Source organism: Pricia antarctica (assembly GCF_900101815.1).
In the GTDB taxonomy this organism is placed as follows: Bacteria; Bacteroidota; Bacteroidia; order Flavobacteriales; family Flavobacteriaceae; genus Pricia; species Pricia antarctica.
On record NZ_FNAO01000002.1, the window covers coordinates 451742 to 463473 of the forward strand.

The following is an 11732-nucleotide window of genomic DNA, read 5'->3' on the forward strand; positions in this document are numbered from 1 at the left end:
GAAAATAAAATCAGCCCTTCCCAATTTATAAAGGTTTAAACAAAAAGTTGTCGATGAAGTTAATGAATACCAATTGGAATTACCCGACCAGCGTATGGTTCGGAGCCGGCAGAATAAACGATTTACCGCTGGCATGTCAAAAAACAGGAATTAAAAAACCCTTGTTGGTTACCGATAAGGGATTGGTGAAACTGGATATCGTAGAAAATACGAAACGCATATTAAAGGAAGCGGGCGTAGATTTTACCGTATTCAGCGATGTACAAGGTAATCCGACCGAAGCCAATGTGCTAAACGGGTTGGCCCATTACACTAAAAATGGACATGACGGGGTCATCGCCTTTGGAGGAGGTTCTGCCATCGATGCGGCCAAAGCAATTGCTTTTATGTCCGGCCAATCACTTTCGTTATGGGATTTTGAGGATGTGGGCGACAACTGGACACATGCAGACATAAACGGGATAGTACCTATAGTGGCTATTCCAACCACAGCGGGAACCGGATCCGAAGTGGGAAGGGCATCCGTAATTTTAGATGAAAAGTCCCAAAACAAAAAGATAATCTTCCACCCTAAAATGCTGCCTGAGGTGGTCATTCTAGATCCCGAACTAACCCTTGGGCTACCGGCACACATTACTGCTTGGACAGGAGTAGATGCCATGGTACATGCCATCGAGGCCTATATTGCCCCCGGATATCATCCTATGGCAGAAGGCATTGCCATAGAGGCCATTAGGATAATAGCGAAATATCTACCCGTAGCCTTTACACATGGGTCTGATATAGAGGCCAGAGGGCAAATGTTGGTTGCCGCTTCCATGGGAGCAACGGCTTTCCAAAAAGGTCTCGGGTCCGTGCATTCGATAGCCCATCAGTTGGGCGCCATCTACAATAAGGAGCATGGTTTGCTCAACGCCATTTTATTGCCGTATGCCCTAAAACAAAATAAACCGGCAATTGAAGAAAAAATGGCGTATTTAAGCAAGGTATTGGAACTTCCAACACACGGTACCGATGCTATTATAGCCTATATTTTAGCACTTCGAAATAAGTTGGATATACCCCACACCCTTAAAGAAATAGGGATTAACGACGATGAGGCCGAAAGAATTGGAAAGATGGCTTTTCTCGATCCTTCTACCCCTTCAAATGCCATGCCCTTGAGTGCCGATGATCTGGAAAAATTGTTTCGGGCAGCCTTACAGGGTGATTTAAACACTTTGTAGATGAAGCTTCTTATTGTTGAAGGTAACACAAAGGAGGTCCGGGAGGAAAGGGAGGCCTTTGGCATCAAGCCCTATCATCTTATTTTTAGGGAAATGCTTCATTTTTTAATGCCTACCTCACAAACGGAAGTGGTCTTTCCGGCGGATGGGTCCAAAAATTTACCGACTGCTATTCAGCTAACCAAATATGACGGAATATTATGGACCGGGAGTTCTTTAAGTGTAACGGAAATCATACCCTCGGTAACCGATCAACTTAATTTTGCCGAAACAATTTTTGGAAGTGGCACCCCATTGTACGGCAGTTGCTGGGGCCTACAGGTAGCCACAACCGTAGCAGGTGGCAAGGTGGCACGCGGCAACCAGGGCTTGGAGTTTGGAATCGCCAATGGGATCACGCTCACGGAACCCGCATTAAAAAGCCCATTCTTCCCAGAAAGAAAGTCGAATTATTCCGCACTCTGCATACATTTTGACGAAGTGGTCAAAATCCCTGAAAACGCTATAGTTTTAGCCGAGAATTCACATTCCGAAGTGCAGGCACTGGTATTCGATTATCACAAATCATCTTTTTTCGGGGTACAGTACCATCCTGAATTTAAAACCTCCGATATGGCCAAGATCACTTCCCTTTTATCGGGAAAGTTGATAGACAGTGGTCGTTTTACTTCGGTCGCCGAAGTTGAAGCATTCGTCGTGCGGTTGTCGGAGGAAATGAATTTACCTGAAGAAATAGTGGATTACAAACTCCACACGCTAGAAATTGGGGCTTGGCTAAAACATATTTCCCTTCAATAACATCAAATGGTAGGATAGGGCACCCTAAGCGCTTCAATCGGTCATCGATAGGTACTATCCGTTGGAAGAAGTAGCCATAAAACATCAGCATGTAGAAACAGCCAGCGGGCGCCTCTTTGAAATCAGTATTTCAAAAGTTCTATTTTTCTAAAATCGATGGGATGGCTGTTGGATTGTAATGAAATGTATCCCTCTTTCACGGATACATCCCCATTTTCTATTAATGTTTTGGCTATGTCATTCTCGGGATCGTAAACGGGATTTGAATACGTCAATATTTCCTCGCCGTTGACGTAATGGGTGATTTTGCCGTCCTTTACATCTATTTCCAAAGTGACCCACTGGTCCCCATGAAAAGTTCTTTTCACGGTAGGAGGGGTACAATAGGAAGTATTCTTCTCGCCATCGATCTCAATGAACATGCCATTGGCACAAATTTCGCCCACAGGTCGTTCATCCGTACCATTGCCGCCGTGAAGGTTATATTCCAAAGAAACAGGAAAGGCCTGGTCAAGTTTTAGAGATGCGGGAGGTTGGCCATGAAACTGGACACCACTGTCCCTAAAGCCCCATTCCGGAGCGCCGGGAGCAGTTTCCCCAACAAATCGGTATTCCACCTTTAAACGGTAGTTGGAAAGTATATCATTGAAATATAACGCGCCGAACCTATTGTCAAAATTGTCACCATACGCATCGTAACGTATACTCAATATACCGTTTTCGACCCTAAAAGTATTTCCGTAATTTTCCCCTAACGGATGTCCCACAATTTTCATATTCCAGCCGGATAGGTCAGTACCATTGAACAAGGATTTCCACTTGCCTGTTTCCTTTTTTTGTTCAATGGAAGCAGAATTTTCATTTTTAATATCCTTTTTCTTTTCCCCACATGAGATCGTGAATAGTATACAAAGGAATAAAGAAATTGCGAAACGTATCATAGCCGCTTGATATTTAGGGTTGGTCGCTAAATGTAGCGAAAAATAGTTAAGGATTATATTAGATTTCTAACCTCACAAAGCCGTTTATCTCTGTAAATGGTATTGATATGGATATTTGGGACGCTTTTTTTGGAACTCATAAAAAAGCCCCTGAGTTGTTTCAGGGGCTCTTTCATTGTAAGTAATAAATAATTGATTAGTTCATCTGGCCATTAAACAGGAATGTTCTCGGTTTTGTCCATGCGATCCCAATTGCGGTGCTTCGCAATGGCGGATATAAAATCGCTAGCGTTGCCGTTTATAAAGATGGCCTTGTCTTCCTTATACTCGGTAAAGGCACTTTTATCCAAAAGCTGTTCTCCCTCGTTATCCACGGCAATCGCCTTGCAATGTTTGAACGTTTCGTTTAGAAATTTGATGAATTTGGATTTCTTCATTAGGGCATCGATGGATTTCTTACCTCCAGGAATATAAACGGCATCGTAAAGCACACTTTCTGTGGTCATAATCGAGGCATCGACTTTATGTTCCATTTCCGAATCACAAGTAACCATACCGCCATGGGGAGCTATGATCTTGACCACGGCATTTTCCTTTTCCAAGGCTGCCTTCATTTGGTCAAAGTCCTTCATATGAAATCCATCGGCGACCAAAAAGGCGATTTTTCGTGTTGCGATGGTGTCGAATTTAGTGTTTGCCTGGCTTAAAGTAGGCGCTTTGTCCAAGTAAATTTTCTTTTTGCCGGGCTGATGGTCCGCTACATTGGCATCGGCACCTATCGCTTGATTAATGGGCCGTTCGATGTCCTCTGGAATTTTCATACCCAAATTTTCCGCGACCTCGTTGGCTAGGTCATCGTCTATTTGTGCGATAAGCCACAACATCCGCTCTTGAATGTGGGCGTGGTTGCATTTACCGAGTTCGAAGGAATAGGCATCCGCCACGTGCTTCTTTTCCCAATCGGCCAGACTTCGGTAAAATAGGGCGGGCTGTGAAAAATGGTCGCTGAAACTTTCGCTACGCGTTCTGATTTTGTTGGCATCGATACGCTCTTGATAGCTTTCAAAGCCGCCTTCCTCCACGGAAGAAAGATAGGGGCAGCCCCCACTTAGCGTATTCGGGAAATAAGCAGTCTGGCCTTTCGGAATTTCCATCTGCATGTGTCCGTCCCTTTGATTATTGTGGACGGGAGTGATGGGTCTGTTGATGGGAATTTGATGAAAATTGTGACTTCCCAACCTGGAAAGTTGGGTATCCCGATAAGAGAACAATCGGCCTTGAAGTAGCGGATCGTTTGAAAAATCAATTCCCGGTACAATACTTCCGGGAAGAAAGGCCACCTGCTCCGTTTCGGCAAAGAAATTTTCGGGATTCCGGTTAAGTACCATCCTACCGATCAGCTGAACGGGCACCATTTCTTCCGGAATTAGCTTGGTGGCGTCCAATAGGTCAAATTCGAACTTATGTTCATCCTCTTCGGGTACAATTTGCACCCCGAGTTCCCATTCGGGAAATTGACCGGAATCAATGGCATCCCATAAATCCCTACGATGAAAATCGGAATCCGCACCACTTATCTTAACCGCCTCGTCCCAAGTTACGGAATGAACGCCCAATTTAGGTTTCCAATGGAACTTTACAAAATGTGCCTTACCTTCTTTATTGATCAAACGAAAGGTATGGATGCCAAAACCTTCCATCATGCGCAAACTTCGGGGTATGGCTCTATCGCTCATTACCCAAATTTGGTTGTGCAAGGTTTCCGTGGTTAATGAAATGAAGTCGTAGAAGGTGTCGTGTGCCGATGCGGCTTGTGGAATTTCGTTATTGGGTTCCGGTTTGACCGAGTGGATCAAGTCGGGGAATTTCATGGCATCCTGAATAAAGAAAATGGGCATATTGTTTCCGACCAAATCCCATGTGCCTTCCTGGGTATAGAATTTAACCGCAAAACCACGTACGTCACGGGCGAGATCTGTCGAGCCTTTAGAACCGGCAACCGTAGAGAATCTTGCAAACACCGGGGTTTTTCTAGAAGTATCGGTAAATATGCCCGCTTTAGAATATTTTTCGATGCTTTCATAAAGTTCAAAATAACCGTGGGCGGCACTACCCCGGGCATGAACGATGCGTTCGGGAATGCGCTCGTGGTCGAAATTGTGAATCTTTTCCCTCAGCAAGAAATCCTCCAATAAAGTGGCTCCCCTTGCGCCTGCTTTTAAGGAGTTATTGGTATCGTTAACCTTTAGGCCCTGCCTTGTAGTCAGGGCTTTATCCTTACCATCTACTGAAAAATTCTCCAATTGTTTGCTTTTTTCGTCGCTAGAGTTCGACGATTTCGTTTTTTTAGCCATAATCTTAACTTTTAAAGATGTAATTTCTGATTGTCGAACCTATACATACTGCTAGGTCGAAATTTAAACGGAAGGTAGATAGGCCCATTAAAAGATGATAGCCCTATTAGAAGATTTGTTAATCCAAAATTTTAAATCGATTGATTTTCGATACGTATGTGCGTTCGCATGAACATAGTATCATTTAGCTCGAAGATTTGTTTTTCCCGGTTATAAAATTGTACACTAATAAAATAACGGCAACAACCAGCAATATATGGATTAGACCACCTAAGACCTTAAAAACTAAAAAGCCGAAAACCCAACCTATTAAAAGTATAACTACTAGAATCCAAAGAATATTTTTCATAACGTTTCAAGTGTAAGAATTGTGATGGGAGAACTGTGATAAAGAAAATGAACCTAAAGGATGCGGGCCATCTATTTTCGCATCGGGTGAATGTTTATATGGTAACTGTCTTTTTCAATGTAGTACTTGGACAATATCCTATGCTTTAAGTTTTTTTTGTTTTCTATTTTTTAAATATTTATAGCCCAGAAAAAGGAATTGGGCGCCAACAAGGGCTAACGTAATTTTTCGACTTTTTGTCAATGCGGCAGCAATGCCTAATAATTTTGATTTCATTCTACTATTATTTTTGAGTCAAAATGATTTTCAGGTCAAGAAAAGTGTAATTCGATGTAAATTTTGTTATCGAGTAAGCAATTTAAATGTTTTGTTGGCAAAATCCAGTAAAATAGCTAAATGAGTTAAACTTTAATGCTAATGAGTTGGTGGTAGATGCTGATTCCAACTTTCACGGTGGTGACGTTATAGAAACCTAATCTTGTTGGCGAAGTACTACTTTTGATTTGTAACCTTTACTGTTAATAGGATGGGTGAATGACGGAAATATTTGGATGTAGCAGCGCGTTGTGTTCTATTCGATATATTATTGATTCCATCACGTTTTTGCGGAATATTTTCCATAATTAATTTCTTGAGCACTTCTTGATAGAGTAGGTTTGTCGTCAATTTTAAATATATTCAATATGAAAAAGTCCATGAAAATTTTTGGGATGTTGCTAATTTTTATGACAATAGCCGCTTCCTGCGATAATGACAACGATCCTTCTGATGACAATCTGTTTGCAGGTCAATATCAAGGCTCGGTGAGCTATTCCGATCCAGAAAGTAGTACCGATATATCTACCGATGGGGGTCAGGTTACGGTGGTTAAAATAGGAAATTCCTATACTTTCAACTTTTCCAATGAAATACCGAGCCTCAAGGATATTACAATGGAAAAAAATCAGAACACTTTGATCAGTACTGACGGTGCAATTAGCATCGACGAAAGCACCCTTGTAATTGCTTTCACTCAAAACGACAAGGTTTGGGGAGCTGATTGTTCAAGGTAACAGTAAGCAACTACTTTTTTGATACTAAATAGCCGTTCTTAGCCGAACGGTTTTTTTGTGACAATTCGAGTCCATATGATTTGATGAACAATTGGCTTTAGTACATTTTGCTCCAACAAAATTTTTGAATAGTACATCCGATGAGGGAAACCATAATCATTCTTATAAGGAAAATAAAAGCCCTAGCAGCGCGGATATTCCATCGTGATAATCCGTATTTGCCCTATATCATCATTGTTGCGGTAGCTTTAGTGTTGGGGGTCGGGGGAATTAATATTTTCATCGAGCTAACCGAGGAATTAAAGGAGGGGGAACTGGTCGGTATCGATACCCAGATTACAGAATACATTATATCGTTTCGCACCCCTGACCGGACAGCACTTTTCTTATGGTTAACCCATGTGGGGGACCTCTACGGGTATCTTGTCATAGGTGGTATCTTCATATTTGTTTCGGCAGTGGTCTTTAAAAGTTGGAAATATATTGCTCAAATAACCATTGTTCTTGTATTGGCTACGTTTTCAAATATGATTTTAAAACGATTTATCGATCGGGCGCGACCTGATATCGAACATCTGGTTTCGGTAGAAACATTGAGCTACCCCAGTGGTCATGCGATGAGCGCAATGGCTTTTTATGGGTTTCTCATTTATCTGATTTATTCTTTCAAGTTGAACCATGCGTTGAAAGTTCTTGCTATTACCCTCTTAATTTTTCTTATTTTGGGTATAGGTGTCAGTCGAATTTACCTTGGCGTGCATTTTCCTTCAGATATCGCCGGTGGTTTTATAGCGGGGTTTATTTGGGTAGTTTTCTGTAGTGTCGCATTCAATTTGATTGAGGTTTTCAGACGAGATCCGAATACCTGATGTCAACTTGAATTATTGTGTTCCGATCTCCTTTATATAAATAGGGAATGGCATTCAGGTCTCATGGTGTGGTAGAGGAGGTGTGCATTTCCCTCTTGCCCAGTTCCGTAGAGATAGCAATAGGAGTAATTTAAAACGCTATAGAAGCAAGTGTAAGGGCGTATGATTATTAATTTCAAAGGCTTAACTAGTTCAAAGGATGGGTTGGGTTAGAAGCATCAATTACAAAATACACCTTTATATGGATGACAATATCAAGAAAATTGCCCGAACGGGATATGTTTCAAAAGGATTGGTATATGCAATAACAGGAGCACTGGCATTCGGGGCCGCCGTTGGACTGGGCGGGAGTTCAGAAGGAAAGCTCGGTGTTCTTAAATTTTTGCAAAAGCAGCCGTTCGGCAATGTGCTTTTGGGAATAGTGGGGCTCGGCTTATTGTGTTATGCGTTTTGGCGATTTTTTCAGAGTATTAAGGATCCTGAAAATATCGGTGACAACGCCAGAGGAATGGGGAAGCGAATCGGTTTCTTTTTCAGTGGCCTGGTATATCTTGGATTGGGTGGATATGCTATTTACCAAATATTCAAGCCTTCGGCAGGAAGCGGAGGCAGCAAGAGCGGAATGCTTCCGCCAGAATATTTGCCCTATATCTTTTATGCTATCGCAATTGGTTTAGCGACCAAGGCGATTTTTCAATTCGTTAAAGCATATAAAGGCGAATTTCTCACTAAATTTCATTTGGACGCGATGTCGAACATCAACACGCGCAAAACAATCAAATGGTTAGGATATGCGGGAATGGTAGCCCGGGGTATAGTAGTTGGTATTGTTGCCTACTTCTTTTTTAGGGCCGCCAGCTCCGCCGGTTCGGAAGAGATGAAGGGTACCGAAGAGGCCTTCTCGTTTCTCCGTCAAAGTTCTGGACCCTGGCTTATGGGCTTGGTAGCCTTAGGTCTGATTTGCTATGGTGCCTATATGTTTATTATGGCCGGATATCGGAAATTCAAGGATTAATGCGCTATCCAAGTAGACCGCGACCTTTAATTTTTGATTTCCTACGGAAAGGTTGGCTATAAGACCTCTTTAGGTGTAACGAATACAACAGAACCATCGTCGTAGTTGGCGTTTATCGATTCTCCTTTTTTCAACGCCACAATGTATCTGATTGCTCCATTTGGATATTTTATCCGTTTATTCCTTATCGACATTGCGATTGATCTGAATGAAAATTTGGATATCCTGTTTTATATTCCTTTTAATTTCCGCACGAACATTTTTCACCATGGTTTCCGCATCCGATAAATTGATGCCCTCAACAAGTTCTATTTCAATAACCGACAATATCTTATCCGGACCAAAATGCATGGTTTTGGGATATGCATAGTGCTTAATATTCTTGTTCCTATCGAGCACACTGCTAATGGCATTTATAATATCGGACTTTGCGCTTTCGCCCAATAACAGGCCTTTGGTCTCCCGCGCTAAAAAGACGGCGACGCACAATAGCAAAACCCCGATAAGAAGGGAGGCGACCCCATCGAGATAAGGACTTTGTAATTGCTGGGAAAGAAAAATACCCAACAGGGCTATCAACAGACCCGTAACGGCCGCAGAGTCTTCGATGATTACCGCAAAATTCGCCGGATCTTTACTTTTAATTATGTTAGTGACCAAACCACCCGATGGGTTGCTTTTTCTGAACTCCCGTGTCGCTACAATTAACGATGTACCTTCGAACAGAAGTGCCGCTCCTAGCACCGCATAATTCCAAACCGGGTTTTCAATGACTTCGGGATCCCCTAGGGAATGTATACCCTCATAAATAGCGAACCCTCCACCTAAAGAAAAAATCAGGATACTGACTACAAAACTCCAAAAATAGATTTCTTTCCCGTAACCGAAGGGGTGGTTTTTGTCAGCCACACGATTCGAACGCTTTATTCCAAACAATAGCAATAGGCCGTTGCCCGTGTCAATTACGGAATGGATGCCCTCGGCCAACATGGCCGAACTCCCAGTGAAAAAAACGGCAATAAATTTACTGATTGCTATGAGGATGTTGGCGACTATTGCCCCGTAGATAGAAATTTTTGATTTGCCGGCCATACTCTTCTTAGGTTTGAATTTCTTTCACAAATTTATACGATCTGCAGCACTTTTTTTCGAAACCAAATGTATCAACCTATTTTCAGCTTGGTTCTCACACATTATGGACATTGTATTTGCTCGTTGGGATACGCTATTTGGTTCTCGGATTTCGTTCTTAATCCCATTTAATATCAAAGGAATCGAGTTTGTTTTTTGTGGGTTAAATCTTATGTTTTAATTAAATTCCGCAGTTTGCAGATTATAATTTCAATGAAACCTAAAAATAAATCCAAATTTTATTACATTGTAAAACATAACCTTTAAATACTCATAATTATGAAAGACATCGTATGGATTATTATCGTAATCCTAGTTATCGGTTGGTTGGTCGGGTTTTTGGCCTTTCCAGATGTTGGGGGCATTATCCATGTCATTTTGGTGATTGCGGTCATCTTGCTTATCTATAAATTGGTGACCGGCCGAAATGTTTAATAAAGAGAAATATGACCCAATTAAATTCCCCTCGAAAGAGGGGAATTCAAAATTTAATGGAAAATCTCCCGATAATTAGTTGGCTTTTTTACAATGTGCCAAACCATGACCTATTTAGAGATTATTAGGGTAACCAGCCATATATTGTTTTGTATTCCTAGTCTAGCTTCGGCCACGAATTCGATTACTGGTGGATACGAGGCTTTGATTTTCCGAGAATACAAGTATCCATATTAACCAGCAATGTACTTAAGCCCAATAAAAGAATCACAAACTCATTGAATTGGTACGCAGAAGATATCCGGATATGGTATGGACGCTAGAATCCGATAAAAATCGAAAATGCCCATTCCAAGAAATCATCCTTATAATCACTAAGTTTTCTGAATCGTTAAATCCCCATCTGAAGACCTGAACATGAAATCGTACACCATTGCCAAGGGCATAATAAAGGCATTGTCCTTTTTTATAGGTATCGCCTTACTTTTGTTTATTTTATACAAAGTACGTATTTTGATCATATACGTTGTTGCCGCTATTATAATTGCACTTTTGGGGAGACCCCTGGTAATTTTTTTCAAACAAAAGCTGCACATCAAAAGAACAGTGGGAACAATTATCACCCTTATTCTTATTTTAGGTTTAATGGTCGGATTGGTAGGCATGTTCATCCCCATGTTAAAAGAACAGGGCAAAAATTTTGCGGTCTATAATTTTGATGGCATAGAGGCCGAACTGGATACCATTTATAATGAAGTATCCGAATACTTTGGCACCTCTAAGGAAACAGTCGAGAATCTTGTAAAGGAGAGCAATGTTAAGGAAAAAGCGGAGAATGGATTAAAAGCGGAGAAGGGATTAGGGGATGATACGGCACCGACTCTTTTGGATACCGTATTAGGCATATTGACCCAACTTAGTGTAGGCCTATTTTCGGTGTTTTTCATGGCTTTCTTTATGCTAAAGGAAACCAATTCGCTCCAGCTGTTTGTATTGGCTATGGTACCCCACGCACACCGCGACAGGACGATTCATTCCTTGAAAAAAATAGAAACGCTTCTGTCCAGATATTTCTTGGGCCTTCTAATTCAAATCTTGGTACTCTTCGTGATTTACGCCGGCACCTTATTTTATGTGGGTACGGAGCAGGCTTTGATCATCGCCTTTTTTTGTGCCCTGTTCAATATTGTTCCATACGCCGGCCCTTTGATCGGAGCCGTATTGATGGTGGTACTGACTATGACCAGCCATATCGAGATGGATTTTTCCCGAGAGATTCTTCCGCTTATAGGCTATGTTATGATAGGGGTTGTCATTGGTCAGTTGGTCGACAATTTGGTATCCCAGCCCTTTATTTATTCCAATAGTGTAAAATCGCATCCTCTTGAGATTTTCGTTATTATCATCGGTGCCGGGCTACTGTTCGGCATTGTAGGTATGTTGGTCGCAGTACCGGGTTATGCTGTTCTAAAGGTCATTTTTAAGGAATTTTTCTCGGAGAGCAGTTTTGTTAGGGTCTGGACAAAAGGGATGTAATGTTTTACGGTAATTTGATGTAAACA

The 11732-nt window shown here is 41.6% G+C and carries 12 protein-coding genes; 7 read left to right on the forward strand and 5 right to left on the reverse strand.

Annotation, left to right across the window (positions count from 1 at the left end):
• Positions 1-53 precede the first annotated feature (53 nt).
• Complete coding sequence (locus BLT07_RS04770) at positions 54-1226, forward strand: iron-containing alcohol dehydrogenase (RefSeq protein WP_091866293.1); 1173 nt, start codon at positions 54-56, stop codon at positions 1224-1226.
• Positions 1227-2024, forward strand: coding sequence for a type 1 glutamine amidotransferase (locus BLT07_RS04775; protein WP_091866294.1), 798 nt, complete (start codon positions 1227-1229; stop codon positions 2022-2024).
• A 122-nt stretch (positions 2025-2146) separates the two neighbouring features.
• On the opposite strand, the gene BLT07_RS04780 is transcribed toward BLT07_RS04775, so the two are convergent.
• The 4 genes from BLT07_RS04780 to BLT07_RS20900 form a co-directional block, all read right to left on the reverse strand.
• On the reverse strand, positions 2147-2965 hold the full coding sequence (locus BLT07_RS04780) for a 3-keto-disaccharide hydrolase (RefSeq protein WP_091866296.1): 819 nt from the start codon (positions 2963-2965) through the stop codon (positions 2147-2149).
• 212 nt (positions 2966-3177) lie between these two features.
• A complete protein-coding gene (locus tag BLT07_RS04785; protein ID WP_091866298.1) occupies positions 3178-5319 on the reverse strand; it encodes a catalase in 2142 nt (713 codons plus the stop codon).
• A gap of 184 nt (positions 5320-5503) precedes the next feature.
• A complete protein-coding gene (locus BLT07_RS20690; RefSeq protein ID WP_175455258.1) occupies positions 5504-5668 on the reverse strand; it encodes a lmo0937 family membrane protein in 165 nt (54 codons plus the stop codon).
• A 138-nt stretch (positions 5669-5806) separates the two neighbouring features.
• Positions 5807-5944, reverse strand: a complete 138-nt coding sequence (locus tag BLT07_RS20900; RefSeq protein ID WP_175455259.1) for a hypothetical protein — start codon at positions 5942-5944, stop codon at positions 5807-5809.
• A 407-nt stretch (positions 5945-6351) separates the two neighbouring features.
• Between BLT07_RS20900 and BLT07_RS04790 the strand changes: the two genes are divergently transcribed.
• From BLT07_RS04790 to BLT07_RS04800, 3 genes are all read left to right on the forward strand, one after another.
• On the forward strand, positions 6352-6720 hold the full coding sequence (locus BLT07_RS04790; protein ID WP_091866300.1) for a hypothetical protein: 369 nt from the start codon (positions 6352-6354) through the stop codon (positions 6718-6720).
• Positions 6721-6860: 140 nt separating this feature from the next.
• Positions 6861-7589 (forward strand): phosphatase PAP2 family protein, encoded by a 729-nt coding sequence (locus BLT07_RS04795; RefSeq protein WP_091866302.1) that lies wholly within the window; start codon positions 6861-6863, stop codon positions 7587-7589.
• A gap of 241 nt (positions 7590-7830) precedes the next feature.
• A complete protein-coding gene (locus BLT07_RS04800) occupies positions 7831-8604 on the forward strand; it encodes a DUF1206 domain-containing protein (RefSeq protein WP_091866508.1) in 774 nt (257 codons plus the stop codon).
• A gap of 177 nt (positions 8605-8781) precedes the next feature.
• Here BLT07_RS04800 and BLT07_RS04805 read toward each other — a convergent pair whose 3' ends face one another.
• A complete protein-coding gene (locus BLT07_RS04805; protein WP_091866304.1) occupies positions 8782-9696 on the reverse strand; it encodes a cation diffusion facilitator family transporter in 915 nt (304 codons plus the stop codon).
• A 318-nt stretch (positions 9697-10014) separates the two neighbouring features.
• On the opposite strand from BLT07_RS04805, the gene BLT07_RS20695 reads away from it, so the two are divergent.
• Positions 10015-10170: a lmo0937 family membrane protein gene (locus tag BLT07_RS20695; protein ID WP_139205105.1), complete on the forward strand. Its 156-nt coding sequence runs from the start codon at positions 10015-10017 to the stop codon at positions 10168-10170.
• A gap of 417 nt (positions 10171-10587) precedes the next feature.
• Positions 10588-11706, forward strand: coding sequence for an AI-2E family transporter (locus BLT07_RS04810; RefSeq protein ID WP_091866306.1), 1119 nt, complete (start codon positions 10588-10590; stop codon positions 11704-11706).
• The last annotated feature ends 26 nt before the right edge of the window (positions 11707-11732 follow it).

Bases quoted from the DNA above. Each gene is read 5' to 3' on its own strand.
- BLT07_RS20900 (WP_175455259.1), bottom strand. From the start codon at position 5,944: ATGAAATCAAAATTATTAGGCATTGCTGCCGCATTGACAAAAAGTCGA.
- BLT07_RS20695 (WP_139205105.1), top strand. From the start codon at position 10,015: ATGAAAGACATCGTATGGATTATTATCGTAATCCTAGTTATCGGTTGG.
- BLT07_RS04810 (WP_091866306.1), top strand. From the start codon at position 10,588: ATGAAATCGTACACCATTGCCAAGGGCATAATAAAGGCATTGTCCTTT.
- BLT07_RS20690 (WP_175455258.1), bottom strand. From the start codon at position 5,668: ATGAAAAATATTCTTTGGATTCTAGTAGTTATACTTTTAATAGGTTGG.
- BLT07_RS04785 (WP_091866298.1), bottom strand. From the start codon at position 5,319: ATGGCTAAAAAAACGAAATCGTCGAACTCTAGCGACGAAAAAAGCAAA.
- BLT07_RS04795 (WP_091866302.1), top strand. From the start codon at position 6,861: ATGAGGGAAACCATAATCATTCTTATAAGGAAAATAAAAGCCCTAGCA.
- BLT07_RS04790 (WP_091866300.1), top strand. From the start codon at position 6,352: ATGAAAAAGTCCATGAAAATTTTTGGGATGTTGCTAATTTTTATGACA.
- BLT07_RS04775 (WP_091866294.1), top strand. From the start codon at position 1,227: ATGAAGCTTCTTATTGTTGAAGGTAACACAAAGGAGGTCCGGGAGGAA.
- BLT07_RS04780 (WP_091866296.1), bottom strand. From the start codon at position 2,965: ATGATACGTTTCGCAATTTCTTTATTCCTTTGTATACTATTCACGATC.
- BLT07_RS04800 (WP_091866508.1), top strand. From the start codon at position 7,831: ATGGATGACAATATCAAGAAAATTGCCCGAACGGGATATGTTTCAAAA.
- BLT07_RS04805 (WP_091866304.1), bottom strand. From the start codon at position 9,696: ATGGCCGGCAAATCAAAAATTTCTATCTACGGGGCAATAGTCGCCAAC.
- BLT07_RS04770 (WP_091866293.1), top strand. From the start codon at position 54: ATGAAGTTAATGAATACCAATTGGAATTACCCGACCAGCGTATGGTTC.